A 17770-nucleotide genomic window follows, 5' to 3' on the forward strand; every position below is an offset into this window, starting at 1 on the left:
CCCAAGTCAAAAAAAGAAGGGACGATCCATGAGCGTTCGAGTGTCGGGAAAACATATGGAAATCGGCGAGTCTTTCCGGACCCGCATCGAGGACCATATCACAGGTGCGGTCCGCAAATATTATGATGGCGGCTTTTCAAGCCAGGTCATCGTCGAGAAGTCCGGGTCGCGATTCAAGGCAGATTGCAAGATTCACCTGGACACCGGTGTCATCCTGCATGCGACCGGGGAAGCCCAGGATCCGCAGCCAGCCTTTGATGCCTCGGCCGAACGTGTGGAAAAGCGCCTGCGCCGCTACAAGCGCCGCCTCAAGGATCACCATGCCAACAACCAGCAGGCACAGGCCGAGCTGGCTTACGCGGTGGTGGATGCGGAAGGCGACGATGCCGGCGAAGTGCCGGACGACTATTCTCCGGCGATCATTGCCGAAAGCACCAAGCAGCTGGTCACCATGAGCGTGGCCAATGCGGTGATGGCGCTGGACATGACCGATGAACGGATCCTGATGTTCCGCAACGCGGGCAATGATGCACTCAATGTCGTGTATCGCCGTGATGACGGTAACATCGGCTGGATCGATGCTGGCGGGAACAAAGCCTGACAGCGTCGAGTTGTAAACGATAAGGGCGTGCAGGCCGTTGCCGGCCGGAACGAACCGGGACCGAAACGGTCTGCAGCCTTGACGATGACGCGATTTATGAGGCCCGCAATGTGGGCCCGGAACAAGGAACGTAACATGGCGCTTGCTGATCTGATTGCGCAGAACTCTGTTCTGCCCGCGCTCAAAGCAAACTCCAAGAAACAGCTTTTGCAGGAACTGGCGGCCAAGGCCTCGGAAGTCACGGGACTTTCCGAGCGCGAGGTGTTCGACGTCATTCTCCAGCGCGAACGGCTTGGATCGACAGGCGTGGGAAATGGCATCGCCATCCCGCATGGCAAGCTCTCGACGCTCGATCATATCGTCGGCGTATTCGCACGTCTCGATCATCCGGTCGAGTTCGAAGCGCTCGACGATCAGCCTGTCGATCTGGTGTTTCTGCTGCTTGCGCCCGAAGGTGCGGGTGCCGATCACCTCAAGGCCCTGTCGCGGATTGCCCGGGTGATGCGCGACAGCGAGATGGTCGCGAAACTGCGCGCCACCGACAATGCCGCGTCGCTCTATGCGTTCCTGACACAAGAGCCCGCCTCCAACGCGGCCTGACCTGCCGGCCGGCGGTTATGTCTATGCAGGCGGCGTGACAGCGCTGAAGCCGCGCAGAAGGTCGGCTCCGGCCCGGTGCCCTCGCCAAGCGTGATGCGGTCCGGCTACCCTGCCTGCCTCCCGACAATCTCTCTCCCTTATACGGCCAAGCGGTCGCGACGCGTTGCGCCTGAGCCGTCAACAGCGGTGCGCGACATGCGCCCTGCGCCGTGCTGCGCGGCTCGCCAACATTCGATTGAGCTTGGAATAGATACTGCATACTTTCGAATGATTCCGAATTATCGCGAAATACACGTTTGGGCTGCGGCGGGTGATTTTTTCTGGCTCCGCGCGGGTTGAGCGCCGTCCGGATGGCGGTGCCGGGGGCAAGTCGCCAATCAACCGCAGAAAGTCCCAATGCCCCTGCGTCATTCTTTCCAGTGCGGCTGTGGAGATTTCCGCAACGGTTCAATCTCGCACTGTTTTCAAGGGTTTCCAGCGATCGCCTCGGTGTTGCAGCACCGTGCCGATTGCTCGCGATCAAAGCTCCGGCTGAGCGTAGAACGGCAGCGGACTGTAGAAAATTTGTGTTGTGCTCTTGTCAGATCGAAATTCTGGGGTAAAACTCAATAAACGAAAACAAACAAAAACAAAGTATAGATAATATCTAGAGTAATCGGAAGCGCTGGCGTGGATCTGTGGCATGAGTCCGGGACCGGTCGGCCGAATGCTTCTGATTTCAACCGGCCAACCTGACCGTGCCTGGTGCCGCGGACAGGTGCTGCCGACCGCATCTGAGTGAGTGCATGCGCATAGGGAGAAACTCGGCGACGCTGGACCGGAACCGTACTTTCAGATTCCGCATCTCGACCCGGCTCCTGTCATGGGGCGGGCGCGGACATGAAGGCGACAATCTACCGGCGGGCCGATGTCGCGTGCGCTCATGGCCGAAGAAGCAAGGGTCGTTTGGAGGAGACACAAGGCCGCGACCCGTCGACTGGACTTTAATGCCGGTAGACCCGGCAATCCTTGGAGGAGGAAACAATGATCCGTAGAAAATTTCTTCAGGCAACCGCGCTTGCTGCGGGCGCAATGCTGATGTCGTTCCAGGCCATGGCCGCAGATCTCAAGGGCGCCATCGTCGTCATGGACCTGACCACCAATGCATTCCAGATTGAAATGGCCGACCAGGCCGTGGCCTATGGCAAGGAAGTCGGCGTCGACATCCAGCGCTATGCGCCGGCCGGGTCGTTTGGCGACTATGAAGGCCAGATCTCGATCATCGAGAACCTGATCACCAAGAACACCGACATCATCATCCTGGTCGCCGGCCACACCACCGCGCTGGTGCCGGTGGTCAAGAAGGCGATGAAGGCCGGGGTCGCCGTGGTCAATATGGACAACCGGCTCAACACCACCGACATGGTGGCCTATGTCGGCGTCGACAACGGCCAGGGCGGCAAGATGGCGGTGGACTACATCGCCAAGCGGCTTGGCGGCATCGGCAAGATCGCGCTGATCCAGGGCGAGACCGGAAACCCGGTGCAGATCCTGCGGACCAAGGGCTTTGAGCTGGGCGCGCTGGTGCATCCCGGTCTCGAGGTTGCAGCCCAGCAGGGCGCGCACTGGACCGAGGAAGAAGGCCTGAAAGTGATGGAGGACATACTCCAGTCGCATCCGGATCTCGACGGCGTCTTCGGCGAGTCCGACAATCTGGCCGTTGGTGCGGCCCGCGCTGCGGCATCTGCCGGCAAAACCGACATCGTGATTGTCGGCTATGACGGCCAGCAAGGCGGCTACGAGGCGATCAAGAAGGGCGATGTGGCTGCCACAATCCGCATGGATGCGCGCAAGATGGTTGAGCTGAGCATCGATGCGGCGTTGAAATACATCGCCAACGGCAAGACCACCGAGGGCATTGATCCGGAGACCTATATCGCTCCGGAGCTCGTCACCGCTGCCGAGGTTGACCAGTACATCACCAACTGACCCTTCCGGGAAACGCCGGCGGGGATTCCGCCGGCTCATGTGTTGGAAGCCCTTCGACGGGATTGAAGGGCTTCCGCCTGTCTCTGTCTGGAGGGGTTGGATGGGAATTTTGCTTGAAGTCACCGGCCTGTCGAAAAGCTTTCCCGGTGTGCGTGCGCTGGACAATGTCGATTTCGATCTTGTCGAGGGCGAGGTCCATGCGCTGCTGGGGGAAAACGGCGCCGGCAAATCGACCCTGGTGAAAATCATCACTGGCGCCTATCGCAGGGACGAGGGCGCCATGCGGCTCAACGGCAAGCCGGTGGACTTTCACACCCCGTCCGAAGCCCAGCAGGCCGGCATCGGCGGCATCTATCAGGAATTCTCGCAGGTCAATGCGCTCACCGTTGCCGAAAACATCTTTCTCGGTGCCTATCCGATGCGCCGTTTTGGCATTGATTGGACCGCGATCAACCGCGAGTCGGCCAGGTTGCTCGAGCAGTTTGGCGTCGATGCGAATCCCACCGACAAGCTCTCCACCCTCGGCGTCGCCACAAGGCAGATGATCGAGATCCTCAAGGTGGTGCATCGCGAAAACCTCAAGATCCTGATCATGGACGAGCCGACCTCGGCCCTGTCGGACGCCGAGACAAGGACCCTGTTCGATTTCGTCCGCACCCTGCAATCGATGGGCGTGTCGATCATCTACATTTCCCACCGGCTCGACGAGATCAAGCAGATCTGCAGCCGGATCACGGTGTTCAAGAATGGCAGGAAGGTCTGCACCAGCCCGGCGTCGGACATGACCATCGACGACATCGTCACCCAGATGGTTGGAACCGAGCTGAAGGACCACTTTCCCGCCAAGAGCAGCCATGCCGGGGACACGACTCTGCGGGTGAGCGATTTTTGCGGCGACGGCTTCCGCAACATCTCTTTCACCTCCCGCCAGGGCGAGGTGCTCGGCATCACCGGTCTGGTCGGATCCGGCAAGACCGAACTGCTCGAATCGATCTTCGGCGCCCGGAGCGCCGCCTCCGGCCGCCTTGCGCTCGATGACCGGCCGATTTCCAACGGCTCGCCCGAGGAGGCGATCGCCAACGGCATCGGGCTGCTGCCCGAAAGCCGCAAGGAGCAGGGACTCAATCTGATCATGAGTTGCCTCGGGAATATCAGCCTGGCCTCGCTCGACAAGATTGCGCACCCGTTTCTCGATCTGGCTGAAGAAACCCGGGTGGCCGAGGAAAATTTCAACCGGCTGGAGATCCGGCCCGGCGATCCGCGCAACCGCGTCGTCAATCTGTCCGGTGGCAATCAGCAGAAGATCGTTCTCGCCAAATGGCTGATGCGCGACGCCAATATATTGATGTTCGATGAACCGACCCGGGGCATCGATGTCGGTGCCAAATTCCAGATCTATTCGCTGATCGTCGAGCTCGCCCGGGCGGGCAAGTCGGTCATTGTCGCCTCGAGCGAAATCGACGAGGTGATCGGGCTGTGCAACCGGGCGCTGGTGCTGCGCAAGGGAGAGATCGTCAAGGAACTCGCTGGCGATGAGTTGAACAGCGAGAACGTCGTCTTTTCGATGAGTGGGAGAAAACATGTCCATTAAAGTCCTAGTGGCCGACAGCAAGCAGCAGCTCATTGCCCTGGCTTGCCTGGTTGCCGTCGTCATCGTGCTCTCCTTCATGTCGGAGTATTTTTTCACCGCCAACAATCTGTTCAACATCGGCAAGCAGGCTTCGATCAATCTGATCATCGGCCTAGGCATGACCCTGGTGATCATATCCGCCGGTATCGACCTGTCCGTCGGCTCGCTGCTGGCGCTGACCATCTCGATCATGGCGGTGCTCAATGTCGTGCACGGCGTCGATATCGTGATCGCCGGCTCCCTGGCCATCGCTGCAACGGTCTTTGCCGGCATGATCAACGGTATCGTCATCCAGTATGGCAAGGTTCCGGCCTTCATCACCACGCTTGGCATGATGGGCGTGGCGCGCGGCGTCGTGCTGCTGATTTCCCGCGGCAATCCGTCAATGTCGTTTCCCGAGGAATTCCTCTGGATCGCCGACGGGCTGGTGCTGGGCATTCCCTTTCCGATCTTCCTGTCGATCGTTATCGCCATTCTGGTGTCGCTGCTTTTAAAATACACCCGTCTCGGCCGCAGCATCTATGCGATCGGCGGCAATGAGGAAGCCGCGCGCCTGTCCGGCATCAACATCGCCTATGTCCGGATCGCCACCTATACGCTGAGCGGATTGTGCTGCGCGCTCGGGGGCATCATCTATGCCGCGCGCGTCGGCGCCGCGCCGCCATCCGCCGGAATCGGCTATGAGCTCAACGCGATTGCGGCCGTCATCATTGGCGGCACGGCACTCAATGGCGGCCAGGGCAAGGTTTCGGGCACGGTGATCGGCGCGCTGCTGATGGCGGTCATCGCCAATGGTCTCAACATCATCGAGGTCGACCCCTATTGGCAGAGCATCGTCATCGGCGCGATCATCGTCATCGCGGTGATGTTTTCGAACCTGCGAAAATAACGCAGTCCGCAAACGCAAAAAGACCGCATCGGGCAGGCCTGATGCGGTCTTCATGAATTCGTGGGCGAAGCAGTGCTCTGCCGTTAATGCAGAGCTACGGTCTTCAATTCGTCCTCGGCGGCACGGTAGAATGTGCTCGACCGGTTGTCGGTCAAAAGAATCGGCGTGCCGTCGGCGCCAAACAGCGCCCAGAGTTCGAGCCCGGGATTGAGCTCGGGCGCGTCGGGGAACCGGGCAATGACGTCTTCGGAACGCATCTTGCGGATATAGCCGACCTTGCCTGCGCCCAGCAGCGCCAGGTCATTGGCGGACAATTGGTTTTTTCCAGATTTGGCAATCATGCAGATTTCCTCCGGTGAGTGGCAGGAAACATCCTGTTGGTATCAACCCTGATGTTCAGTCTCGGACGGAAATGTTAATTTTCCGCACCATGCGTTCCGGTTCGGGCCGAATGAGATCCACCGAAAGCAATCCGTTTTTCAGCTCGGCACTGGTCACCTGCATGCCGTCAGCCAGCACGAACATGCGCTGGAACTGCCGAGCGGCGATGCCGCGATGCAGATATTCCCGGCCATCGGAATCAGCCTGACGTCCACGGATCACCAGCTGGTTTTCTTCCGTGGTCACTTCAAGCTCTTCATCGCAGAAGCCGGCGACAGCCAGCGTGATCCTGAGCCGCTCGCAATTGGACCCGTCGGCCGAGGCGCGAATCCGTTCGATATTGTAGGGTGGATAGCCCTCCGACCCCTTGGCGATCCGCTCCAGGGTCTTTTCCATCGTGTCAAAGCCCAGCAATAGCGGGCTCGAAAAGGGCGTCATTCGTGACATGGCTTGTCCTCGTTCTCAAGCGACAGGCGCCAGACCCGCAATCGGCATCCGGCATGGTCCCAATATGGGAACTTCCAACCGGCTTCGCAAGAACCTTGCCCGAGGTGCGGGCAGACTCGTAGTGTCCCCGCCAACGAATCGCTTCATCAAGGACCTGCCATGTCACCGCGCAAGATCATCATCGACACCGATCCCGGCCAGGACGATGCCGCCGCCATCATGCTGGCGCTGGCCAGCCCGGAGCTCGAGGTGCTCGGCATCACCGCTGTTGCCGGCAATGTGCCGCTGGCTCTGACGGCGCGCAATGCCCGGATGATCACCGAGATCTGCGGCCGCGGCGACATTCCGGTCTATGCCGGCGCCGACAGGCCGCTGGCGCGCGAACTCGTCACCGCCGAACATGTTCATGGCAAGACCGGGCTCGATGGCGTCGACCCCTTCGAGGCCGAGCGCCCGCTGGAGCCGGAGCACGCAGTCGATTTCATCACAAGGACACTGCGCCAACAGCCGGAAGGTGAGGTCACGCTGTGCGCGCTGGGGCCGCTCACCAATATTGCCATGGTGCTCGAGCGCGCGCCCGATGTCGCAGCCCGGATCAAGGAAATCGTGCTGATGGGCGGCGGTTTCTTCGAGGGCGGCAACATCACCCCCTCGGCCGAATTCAACATCTTCGTCGATCCGGAAGCCGCCAAACAGGTTTTCGGCGCCGGTGTTGCGGTCACCATGATGCCGCTTGATGTCACCCACAAGGTGCTGACCACCCGGGTGCGGGTCGAGCGTCTGCGCGCCAACGGCAATCGCCCCTCGCTGGCCATGGCCGACATGCTGGAATTCTTCGAACGCTTTGACGAGGAGAAATACGGCACCGATGGCGGTCCGCTGCACGATCCGACCGTCATTGCCTGGTTGCTCGATCCCGAGATGTTCTCCGGACGTCAGTGCAATGTCGAGATCGAGACCGGCTCGGAACTCACCCTTGGCGCCACGGTGGTCGACTGGTGGAAGGTGACCGGACGGGCGGAGAACGCCTTTGTCGTCCGCGATGTCGATGCCGACCGGTTTTTTGACCTGTTCATCGAACGGGTCGGCCGGCTCTGATCCCTCAGAGCCGCGCGTCGACCTCCGACGCCAGCGGAATTGACGGCTGGGCGCCGGGCTTCAGACAGGCCAGCGCCCCTGCCACGGCGGCGCGGCGAACGGCTGCCGGAAACGCCATCCCGGCATCGAGGCCCTGGGCCAGGTAGCCGCAGAATGTGTCGCCGGCGCCCACGGTGTCGACGGGCCTTATCTTGAGCGCGGCCACATGTTCGACCGTGCCATCCTTGGCCCAAAGCACGCCGTCGCCGCCCAGCGTCACAATCATGCATTGGCCGGTCCTGGCGTGCAGCGCGGCGAGTTCCGCCCTTGCCGCATCAACGGTTTCCGCAGGCCTGCCCGAGAGCCGGGCGAATTCGGTCTCGTTGGCGATGACGATATCGGCCAGCGGCGCCAGCCGTTCGACCGCCTCGGTCAGCGGCGCGATGTTGAGAACGCTTCGCACGCCCTTGCTTCGCGCGGCCTTGAGCGCCGCTTCGATGCTCGCTTCCGCGATTTCCATCTGCAACAGCAGCGTGTCGCTGTCGCTCATGCTGGCAACTGCCTGTTCGGCGTCCTCCACGCTGACATGACCATTGGCGCCGGCAATGACGACGATCACGTTCTCGCCGTCGCCGCCGACCAGGATGATTGCAATGCCGGTGGGGCCCTGCACGCGGCGGACCGAGCCGAGATCCGCGCCGGCCTTCTCAAGCAGCGCCAGCGCTTCTGCGCCATAGGCATCATCGCCAACCGCGCCGCCCATGGTGACTGCCGCCCCTGCGCGCTGCGCCGCCAGCGCCTGATTGGCGCCCTTGCCGCCCTGGGCAGTGGTGAACTCAGCTCCGCTGACGGTTTCTCCGGGGGCGGGCAATCGTTCGGTGGTGGCGATCAGGTCCATGTTGACTGATCCGATGACGGTGATCATGGCGGGCTTCCTGTTGCAAATGTGTCGTCTCGAGCCTTTGTGTCAGGTTCGGGCCGTCGGGAAAAGACCGCACGATCACCATAAGCGCTGTCGCATCACCTGGGGCGGGATTTGAACGCGACACGGCTTTCCCGGGCTCGATTCACACGAGCGTCGGAGGCGGCGCAGCGGAAACCCGGTTTGGGCGAGCTGGCCGCTGCAACCAAGACCAGTCAGCCCTGAGGATCGTCCTCGTCGACAACCCTGAGCTTGAGCGTCGAGGATCGCGGTTCGAATTTCATGGTCTGTTGCGAGGGGGCGGCCTCATCCCGCGAGGCCGGGGCGGCGCCCGCTGGTCTTGCCTCCTCCGCCAATTGCGCAAATTCCAGCGCCTCGATCTTGGCGCCGCGCTTGGTCAGCTTGTCCGACGAGGTCAGGATCAGCTCGACATCCTTTTGCGCCATGGAAAAATGCGCCTGCAATTTGCGGGTCCGGTCATCAAGCCGCGAAAGGTCTTCCATCAGCCGCAGCACCTCGCCCTGGATCAGATGCGCCTGTTCGCGCATGCGCGCATCCTTGAGCAGCGCCTGGATCACCTGGGTCGACAGCATCAGCAGCGACGGCGAGACAATCACCACCCGAGAGCGCTGCGCCTTGTGCACGATAGCTTCAAATTTCTCATGGATCTCGGCGAAGATCGATTCCGACGGCACGAACAGAAAGGCTGTGTCCTGGGTTTCCCCGACAATCAGGTATTTCTCCGAAATATCGCGGATATGCACCTCGATGTCGCGGCGAAAGCGTTGCTGCGCGTTCTGCAGCGCGGCCGGGTCGCCGGGGGAGCTGGTCTCGGCCTCGCGGATGGCGTTCCAGGCTTCCAGCGGAAATTTCGCATCGATCACCAGATCCGGCGCGCCATTCGGCATGGCGATGGTGCAATCGGGCCGCATGCCGTTCGTGAGCGTCGGCTGAAAGCTGAAGGCGCCGATCGGCAGCCCGTCCTGGATGATGGTTTCCATCCGCGATTGCCCGAAGGCGCCGCGGGTCTGCTTGTTGGACAGGATCGCCTGCAACCCGACGACGTCGCGGGCCAGTGACTGGATGTTGTTCTGTGCCGTATCGATCACCGCCAGCCGTTCCTGCAGTTTTGTCAGGTTCTCGTGCGTCGCTTTGGTCTGTTCGGTGATCGATGAGCCCAGCCGCTGGGTCATGCCGTCAATGCGCTGGCCGATCGACTGATTGAGCTCGGCCTGGCGGGCGCCGAACAGCTCGGCCATCGTGCCCATGCGGCCCTGCATTTCCGATTGCGCCTTGAGAATGTCAGCCATCCGCGCCTCGGCCTGCGCGGCCCGCGCCGAAGCCTCGGCCTCAGCTTGTGCCCGGGCACGGCTGGCGCGCATCAGGCTCAGAGCCAGCCAGAGGACCAGCAGCAGCAGCGTTGCCAGCACCGCAAACAGCGTCTGGCCCAGCGTGACCGGCTGGCCATTGAGTTCAAATAAAGCGGTCGAGAACAGCGCGGCATCGGTTTGCATGGCCCTGACCTAGCTGATTCTTCACGATTTGTCAGATCAAAACAAGAACATGGTGCCCGCCTGTTCGGCGGGGCTGATTGACGCCGGGCGGATCAGTGACTATTTCAACGCCATGACCATCAAGCCGATCATCTATTTGCCCGATCCCATTCTGCGCCAGCAAAGCCAGCCGGTGGAGCGTTTCGACGCCGAGCTGGAAAGTTTTGTCGAGGACATGATCGAGACCATGTATGACGCGCCCGGCATCGGCCTGGCTGCGATCCAGGTTGGCGTGCCGCGGCGCATGCTGGTGATCGATGTCGCCGGCAAGGACGAGGATCCCGACCCGCAGGTGTTCATCAACCCGGAACTGGTCGCGAGCGGCGATGGCGTCAGCGTCTATGAAGAAGGCTGCCTGTCGATCCCGGATTATTACGCCGAGGTCGAGCGCCCCGAGACAGTGACGGTCAAGCATCTCGACCGGCACGGCAAGCAGCGCGTGACCGAGGCCGATGGCCTGCTCGCCACCTGCCTGCAGCACGAGATCGACCATCTCAACGGCGTGCTGTTCATCGACCATATTTCCAAGCTCAAACGCGATATGGTGGTGCGCAAGTTCACCAAGCTCGCCAAAACCCGCGTCACTGCCTGAGATCCGACCAGGCCTGAAGACTGGTTCACGTGCCGCAGTGTGATATCATTGATATCGAATCCGTGGAGAGTGCCATGTCAGACATGCTCATTCGCAATCTTCCAGACCAGATGCGGGCCGATATCCGCAAGGCTGCCGCAGCTTCCGGGCGCAGTCTGTCGGACGAAGCCAAACATCTGATCCGCAAGGGCCTCGTCGCGCCGCTTGAAGGCCCGGAACCCCGCAATTCGGCTTGGGATGAACTCCGCAACGCTTTGGGCGAAGCGCAACTGAGCGACAGTGATCATGCCGATCTGGTCAATGCGACAGCGACATTGCGCAAGGCCAGCGCCAGGCAGACGCCTGAATTTGAATGATCGTTCTCGACACCAACATCGTCTCCGAAGCCGCCAGGCAAAATCCCGACGAGCGCGTCAAGAACTGGATGCGGGTGCAACCGCTCGACGCGCTTTATCTGTGCGCGCCGGTGGTGGCGGAGTTGTCTTTTGGTGCACAGAGGATGCTGTTGCGAACCGGCAGCGATCGTCTGACGACAGGTTTGCGGCACATGATCGAGCGGACATTTGCGGGAAGAATTCTCGGCTTTGACGGTGTCATTGCTGAACAGGCGGGCAGGCTTCAGGCTGCGCGGGAAGCCAGCGGTCAGCCGATTGCTGTCGGCGATCTGTGGATCGCGGCAACCTGCCTGCATCACGGGGCAATACTGGCAACCCGCAACACCCGCGACTTCGACGGGCTTGACCTGACGCTGCAAAACCCGTTTGAACACGGGCGTTGATCAACGCCGGAATTTGAGACGAACGGACACCTTGGCCATGCGCATCATCTTTATGGGAACGCCGGACTATGCGGCGCCGTCGCTGGAAGCGTTGCACGCCACCGGGCACGAGATCGTTGCGGTCTATTCGCAGCCGCCGCGGCCGGCCGGGCGGCGCGGGCTTGAAGTGCTGCCGTCGCCGGTACACCGCGCTGCCGAAGCCTTGGGCATTCCGGTGTTCACGCCCAAGAGCCTGAAAAATGACGATGAACAGCAAGCATTCCGGGCGCTCGATGCCGATGCGGCGGTTGTCGTCGCCTATGGCCTGATCCTGCCAAAGGCCATTCTCGATGCGCCGCGGCTTGGCGCCTGGAACGGCCACGCCTCGCTGTTGCCGCGCTGGCGCGGTGCGGCGCCGATCCAGCGCGCGATCATGGCCGGCGACACGCAAACCGGCGTGATGATCATGAAAATGGACGAGGGGCTCGACACCGGCGCGGTGGCGCTCACCGAAACCGTCGAGATCACGCCCACTATGACCACCGGCGAACTGCATGATTGCCTCGCCGATGTGACCGCACAGCTGATGGTCGAGGCGATGGCGCGCCTGCAAACCGAAGGCCTTCCGGTCACGCCGCAATCGGAAGACGGCGTCACCTATGCGGCCAAGATCAGCAAGGCCGAAACCCGGGTCGACTTCACCCTGGCCGCGCAACAGGTGCATGACCACGTCCGCGGACTGGCGCCAGCGCCCGGCGCCTGGTTTGAGTTGAAAACGGATGATCGCGCCGAGCGCATCAAGCTGCTGGCGACGGGCGAGGTCGATGAGGCTTCGTCGGGTGCTGCTCCCGGAACAGTGCTCGATGGCAAGCTGACCATTGCCTGCGGCACCGGCACCCTGCGGCTTCTCAGCCTGCAAAAGGCCGGTGGCAAGCCGCTTCATGCCGAGGACTTTTTGCGCGGCACCCCGATTTCCGCCGGCACGGTGATCGGCTGATGCCACGCTATCGCCTCGACATCGAATATGACGGCACCGGCTATGCCGGCTGGCAGCGGCAGGACAATCACCACTCGATCCAGCAGGCGCTGGAAACCGCTTTCAAGAAATTCTGCGGTGAAACCGTCGTCGTTCGCGGCGCCGGACGAACCGATGCAGGCGTGCATGCGCTCGGGCAGGTCGGCCATGTCGATCTCGAAAAACTCTGGCCCGATGACACTGTGCGCGATGCCGTCAACGCCTATCTGCTGGCGGCCGGAGAACGGGTGGCGATCCTTGCCGCACGCAAGGTGGAGGACGGCTTCGATGCCCGCTTCTCCGCCATCAAGCGGCATTACATCTACCGCATCATCTGCCGCCGCACGCCGCTGGTGATCGAGCGCAACCGGGCGCTGTGGTCGTCCAAGAGCCTCGATGCCGCGGCCATGCATGAGGCGGCGCAATGCCTGGTCGGGCGGCATGACTTCACCACCTTCCGCTCCACCAATTGCCAGGCCAATTCGCCGGTGCGCAATCTGGACAGTCTCGACGTGGTCACCGGCGCGACCGAAGGTCTGATCGAGATCCATGCCTCGGCGCGCAGTTTCCTGCACAACCAGATCCGCTCCTTTGCCGGCACGCTGCGGCTGGTGGGAGCTGGCAAATGGTCAGCCGCCGATGTCGCGGCAGCGCTTGAGGCCAAAGACCGCAAGGCCTGCGGCCCGGTGGCGGCCCCCGAAGGGCTCTACTTTCGTGCCGTCGATTACCCCGAGACAGACACCTGATGGCAGCGCCCGGTGCCCCGGGCATTTCGCCGCAGCCTGACAACCTGAAAGCGCAGGGCGGCTGCTCCGGCCTGATGGTCGCCGGGGCTTTGGGCGTTGCAGCGCAATATTAGATCAATTTATAGTAGATTTAGCACTATTCTCGTATCCGCTTCCTAATATGATTGCCCGACCATGCCGAGGTGCCTGATCTCGCCCTGGCTGGAGAAGGCTGTGTTGGCGGCGCGCCGGGGCAGGTTGAATTCGAGGACGGTAATATTGGCGGATACACTGCAACTGAGCGATACCACGGAACCGGCCCGGGCGGAGATATCCCGCGACGAGGCCAGCCGGCTCAAGGCGCTCCGCGATCTTCGCGTTCTCGACACCGCGCCTGAGGTCGAGTTCGATGCCCTGGTCAGCGCGGCGGCGCTGGTCTGCGGAACACCGATTTCGCTGATCACCCTGGTCGATCAGGACAGGCAGTGGTTCAAGGCGAATTTCGGCCTGCCCGGCGTTGTCGAAACCCACAGAGACATATCGCTTTGCTCCCACGCCATCTGCGGCGACGAACTGATGGAGGTCGAGGACGCCAGTCTCGATCCCCGCTTCGCCGACAACCCGATGGTGACCGGCGGTCCCGAATTCCGCTTCTATGCCGGGGTGCCGCTGTCGCTGTCCAATGGCCAGAACGTCGGCACGCTCTGCGTCGTCGACCACAAGCCGCAGACCCTGACCCCGCACCAGCGCGAAATCCTGAAGCATCTTGCCTGTGCGGCAACACGTGCGCTCGAGGCCCGGCTTACGCTCGACTATGAGCGCGAGCTGCTCATGGTCCAGTCCCGGGCGGCGTCGATCGTGAGCAACAGCGTTGATGCAATCGTCACCGTCGGGCTGGATGGCATCATCCAGCTCTGGAATGCCTCGGCGGAGGAAATGTTCGGCTTCAGCACCGAAGAGGCGGTCGGCCAGCCGATCAGCCTGATCATGGTGCCTGAGATGGGCGCGGAGCCCGGCGCGGATTACCAGATCGGCGACACCGGCCAGGGCACCACCCGCGAGACCGTCCGGCAGACCCGCGACGGAACCATCCTCCCGGTTTCCGTGTCATCCGGTCCGGTGTTTTCCGACACCGGAGAGATCGTCGGCAAGACCGAGATCATGCGTGACATCAGCGACAGCGTCTCGGTCACGCGCGAACTGATCGAAGAGCGGCAGCGTTTCGAATACATCATCGAGGCGACGGAGGCCGGGACCTGGGAGTGGAACCACCAGACGGGCGAAGCGCGGTTCAACGAACGCTGGGCCGAAATGATCGGCTGCACGCTGGATGAACTGGCGCCGGTCTCGATGCAGATCTGGAAGGATGCGATCCATCCCGATGATCTGGAGATGACCGAACTGCAGCTCCAACAGCATTTTGACGGCCAGACTCCGGCCTATATGAGCGAGGTCCGGATACGTCACAAGGACGGTCACTGGGTATGGGTGCTCAATCGCGGCAAGGTGCTCACCCGCACCGAGGATGGCGCGCCCGAATGGATGTTCGGCACCCAGCAGGACATCACCGAGCAGAAGCTGCAGGAAGAGATGCTGCGCGAGAGCGAGACCTTCCTCGACCGGACCGGGCGGGCAGCCGGTGTCGGTGGCTGGCAGATTGATCTCGCCAGCGGCAGGATCGTCTGGTCTGCCGAAACCTGTCGCATTCACGGCGTCGAGCCCGGCTATGTTCCGCATCTCGACGAAGCCATCAATTTCTATGCGCCAGAAGCCCGGCCAGCCGTGCAGGCCGCGGTTCAACGGAGCATGGAGGGCGGCGAAGGCTGGGATCTCGAATTGCCGTTCATCAAGGCGGGCGGGCAGCGCATCTGGGTGCGCGCGGTGGGAACCGCAGAGTTCGAGGGCGGCAGGCCGGTTCGTCTCACCGGCGCGTTCCAGGATATTTCCGACCAGGTCGAGCAGCGCATGGCGCTCGAGAAGCTCCGGGACCGGCAACTCGCTGCGACCGAAAACGGCCAGATCGGCATCTGGGACGCCGATCTGACGGCAGGCAAAACCCATTATTCGGAGATGTGGTGCGACCTCATTGGCTACACCCGGGAGGAGGTCGGGGATTCACCCGACATCTGGCTTCAATTTGTCCATCCGACCGACAAGGAACGGCTGAAAACCTCCGATCTCGATCACATTGCCGGCAAGACGCCCTATTTCGAGGAGCAGTTCCGGATGCTCCACAAGAACGGAAGCTGGGTCTGGATCCTTGATCGCGGCCGGGTGTTCGCCCGTGACGAAAACGGCACGCCGACGCGCATGATCGGCACCCATATCGACATCACCAGTCAGAAAGAAGCTGAACGGCAGCAGTTTCTGCTGGCCGAGCGGGTCAAGATCGCAACCGACAGCGGCGGCATCGGTATCTGGGATTTCGATCTCGTCGACAATCTCTTCACCTGGGATTCGTGGATGTATCACCTTTACGGTCTTCCCCAGCGGGAAGGCGAGAGGGTGCCGGAGAACTGGCAGAAATATTTCCATCCCGACGATATCGACCGGATCGAGAGCGCGGTGCGCAAGACCATCGAAGAAGGTGTGCCTCTGGAAGAGGAGCACCGGATCATCCGTCCCGACCGTTCGATCCGTTACATCCGCCTGTCGGCCAAGGCGGTGTCCGATCCCGCCGGCAACGCCATGCGCCTGATCGGCGCCGCCTGGGATGTCACCGAGACCCGCCAGCTGGCGCTGGAACTGCAGGAACAGCACGAGATGCTGCGGGTGACGCTGCATTCGATCGGCGACGCGGTGATGACGACGGACGCCGATGGCGCTGTGGCATGGCTCAACCCGGTGGCCGAAAGAATGACCGGCTGGTCCAGCGATGAGGCCATGGGGCAGCCGAGCCACGTGGTCTTCAATATCGTCCACGAGGAAACCGGGCAATGCGCCCAGGACCCGATCAGGGCCTGTCTGGAAATGACCAATGTCGTGGGTCTCGATCGCGACACCATGCTGATCGCCCGCGACGGACGCGAGTTCAGCATCGAGGATTCCGCGGCGCCGATCCGCAATTCCGATGGCGACATCCTTGGCGTGGTCCTGGTTTTCCATGATGTCAGCGAGCAACGCCGCATGTCGCGCGAGATGCGCCATCGCGCCACCCATGATCCGCTGACCGGCCTGATCAACCGGGCCGAGTTCGACCGCCGGCTGACGGCCGTCTTCGAGAAATCGCAGATTGACGAGGCGCGCAATGTGCTTCTCTACATCGATCTCGACCAGTTCAAGATCGTCAATGATTCCTGCGGCCATGCCGTCGGCGATATCCTGCTCAAGCAGGTCAGCAAGCTGCTTGCCGAAACCATCCGCTCCGGCGACACCCTTGCCCGGCTCGGGGGCGATGAATTCGCGGTTCTGCTCGAACAGTGCTCGATCGAGAACGCCACCCGGATCGCCCAGAAGATGTGCGACCGGATGAGCGATTTCCGCTTTGTCCATGACGGCAAGCGCTTCCGCGTGGGCACCAGCATCGGCCTGGTTCCGGTGGATGGAACGATGCCGAGTGTCGCCTCCATTCTCCAGGCCGCCGACAGTGCCTGCTATGCCGCCAAGGAGGGCGGCCGCAACCGTGTGCAGATCTGGGCCGGCAGCGACAAGACCATGGCCGCCTGGTCCGGCGAGATGCGGTGGGCATCGCGCATCGAGCATGCCCTGGACGAGGATGGCTTCGTTCTCTTCGTGCAGGATATCCGGCCGGTGTGCGGCGAGGCTGCCGGGCGTCATGCCGAACTGCTTGTCCGGATGAAGCACGAGGACGGCAGCCTGATCCAGCCCGCCGCCTTCCTGCCTTCTGCCGAGCGCTTCAATCTCGCCTCCCGCATTGACCGGTGGGTCCTGTCCCATGCGATCGACTGGGTCAGCAACACGGCAAGAACACAGGATCTCGGAACGATCTGCATCAATCTTTCCGGCCAGTCGGTCGGCGACCGCTCGTTTCACCAGCATGCGATCTCCATGCTGGAAGAGGCGGGGGAGGACGTGTGCGGCCGGTTGTGTTTCGAAATCACCGAAACAGCCGCAATCACCAATCTGGCCGATGCGCGGACTTTCATCGACCAGGTCCGGGAGCGCAAGGTCCGCGTCGCGCTTGATGATTTCGGCGCCGGTGTCTCGTCCTTCGGCTATCTCAAGCGATTCCCGGTCGATTACCTGAAAATCGACGGCCAGTTCATCCGGGATCTCATTGACGATCCGCTCAATGATGCGACGGTCCGTTGCTTTGTCGAGGTCGCGCATATTCTGAACATCAAGACCGTGGCTGAATATGTCGGCGATGACGCTGTCATGTCGAAGCTGGCGGAAATCGGTGTCGACTACGCGCAAGGCTTTCACCTGCACAAGCCGCAACCGCTGCTGGATTAAGGCGCGCGGGATCCCGTCTGCCGACCAGCGTCTATCCGGGCCTGAAAGCCATCATCTGCCCAGTCGACCGAGGCGCTGCAATGCCGGGCGGATCTCCCGTCTTGCTGGTCTGCATGCATCAGATCGGGGCCAAGAACTGGTCGCCCGGTTTTAACCCGACGGTAACCCAAACAGCCGAGTTCTCATAAGGCCGGAAG

The 17770-nt window shown here is 61.9% G+C and carries 16 protein-coding genes; 12 read left to right on the plus strand and 4 right to left on the minus strand.

The features are described from left to right. Positions 1-28 precede the first annotated feature (28 nt). From hpf to OEG82_RS04050, 5 genes are all read left to right on the plus strand, one after another. Positions 29-601 (plus strand): ribosome hibernation-promoting factor, HPF/YfiA family, encoded by a 573-nt coding sequence (gene hpf / locus OEG82_RS04030; protein ID WP_267611182.1) that lies wholly within the window; start codon positions 29-31, stop codon positions 599-601. Positions 602-736: 135 nt separating this feature from the next. Further along, on the plus strand, positions 737-1201 hold the full coding sequence (gene ptsN / locus OEG82_RS04035) for a PTS IIA-like nitrogen regulatory protein PtsN (protein WP_267611183.1): 465 nt from the start codon (positions 737-739) through the stop codon (positions 1199-1201). A 1023-nt stretch (positions 1202-2224) separates the two neighbouring features. Continuing rightward, complete coding sequence (locus OEG82_RS04040) at positions 2225-3169, plus strand: sugar ABC transporter substrate-binding protein (protein WP_267611184.1); 945 nt, start codon at positions 2225-2227, stop codon at positions 3167-3169. Between the two features lie 100 nt (positions 3170-3269). Beyond that, entirely contained in the window at positions 3270-4760 is a 1491-nt protein-coding gene (locus OEG82_RS04045; protein ID WP_267611185.1) for a sugar ABC transporter ATP-binding protein, read from the plus strand. Beyond that, positions 4750-5688, plus strand: a complete 939-nt coding sequence (locus OEG82_RS04050; protein ID WP_267611186.1) for an ABC transporter permease — start codon at positions 4750-4752, stop codon at positions 5686-5688. Before OEG82_RS04045 ends, OEG82_RS04050 begins: the two co-directional genes overlap by 11 nt. Positions 5689-5771: 83 nt before the next feature. Here the strand turns inward: OEG82_RS04050 and OEG82_RS04055 are convergent, their stop codons facing one another. Next, the gene (locus tag OEG82_RS04055; protein ID WP_047031440.1) at positions 5772-6029 is read right to left on the minus strand and encodes a BQ00720 family protein; all 258 of its coding nucleotides are present in this window, start codon (positions 6027-6029) and stop codon (positions 5772-5774) included. A gap of 55 nt (positions 6030-6084) precedes the next feature. Continuing rightward, positions 6085-6516: an Hsp20 family protein gene (locus tag OEG82_RS04060; protein ID WP_267611187.1), complete on the minus strand. Its 432-nt coding sequence runs from the start codon at positions 6514-6516 to the stop codon at positions 6085-6087. Positions 6517-6675: 159 nt separating this feature from the next. Here OEG82_RS04060 and OEG82_RS04065 point away from each other — a divergent pair, with 159 nt between their 5' ends. Further along, the gene (locus tag OEG82_RS04065; protein WP_267611188.1) at positions 6676-7614 is read left to right on the plus strand and encodes a nucleoside hydrolase; all 939 of its coding nucleotides are present in this window, start codon (positions 6676-6678) and stop codon (positions 7612-7614) included. 4 nt (positions 7615-7618) lie between these two features. Here the strand turns inward: OEG82_RS04065 and OEG82_RS04070 are convergent, their stop codons facing one another. Then, positions 7619-8518 (minus strand): ribokinase, encoded by a 900-nt coding sequence (locus OEG82_RS04070; RefSeq protein WP_267611189.1) that lies wholly within the window; start codon positions 8516-8518, stop codon positions 7619-7621. 212 nt (positions 8519-8730) lie between these two features. Beyond that, the gene (locus tag OEG82_RS04075; RefSeq protein ID WP_267611190.1) at positions 8731-10029 is read right to left on the minus strand and encodes a DNA recombination protein RmuC; all 1299 of its coding nucleotides are present in this window, start codon (positions 10027-10029) and stop codon (positions 8731-8733) included. Positions 10030-10141: 112 nt separating this feature from the next. On the opposite strand from OEG82_RS04075, the gene def reads away from it, so the two are divergent. The 6 genes from def (at position 10142) to OEG82_RS04105 (ending at position 17573) form a co-directional block, all read left to right on the plus strand. Continuing rightward, on the plus strand, positions 10142-10660 hold the full coding sequence (gene def / locus OEG82_RS04080; protein ID WP_267614855.1) for a peptide deformylase: 519 nt from the start codon (positions 10142-10144) through the stop codon (positions 10658-10660). Positions 10661-10734: 74 nt separating this feature from the next. Next, positions 10735-11016 carry a FitA-like ribbon-helix-helix domain-containing protein gene (locus OEG82_RS04085; RefSeq protein ID WP_267611191.1) on the plus strand — a complete coding sequence of 94 codons (282 nt, stop codon included), beginning with the start codon at positions 10735-10737 and terminating at the stop codon, positions 11014-11016. Then, positions 11013-11438, plus strand: a complete 426-nt coding sequence (locus OEG82_RS04090) for a type II toxin-antitoxin system VapC family toxin (protein ID WP_267611192.1) — start codon at positions 11013-11015, stop codon at positions 11436-11438. Before OEG82_RS04085 ends, OEG82_RS04090 begins: the two co-directional genes overlap by 4 nt. 31 nt (positions 11439-11469) lie before the next feature. After that, positions 11470-12414 (plus strand): methionyl-tRNA formyltransferase, encoded by a 945-nt coding sequence (fmt, locus tag OEG82_RS04095; protein WP_267611193.1) that lies wholly within the window; start codon positions 11470-11472, stop codon positions 12412-12414. Next, positions 12414-13178, plus strand: a complete 765-nt coding sequence (gene truA, locus OEG82_RS04100; protein WP_267611194.1) for a tRNA pseudouridine(38-40) synthase TruA — start codon at positions 12414-12416, stop codon at positions 13176-13178. The genes fmt and truA overlap by 1 nt, the downstream gene beginning before the upstream one ends. Positions 13179-13436: 258 nt before the next feature. Further along, positions 13437-17573, plus strand: a complete 4137-nt coding sequence (locus tag OEG82_RS04105) for a PAS domain-containing protein (protein WP_267611195.1) — start codon at positions 13437-13439, stop codon at positions 17571-17573. Positions 17574-17770 lie beyond the last annotated feature (197 nt).

This window comes from Hoeflea ulvae (genome assembly GCF_026619435.1).
Classification (GTDB): domain Bacteria; phylum Pseudomonadota; class Alphaproteobacteria; order Rhizobiales; family Rhizobiaceae; genus Hoeflea; species Hoeflea ulvae.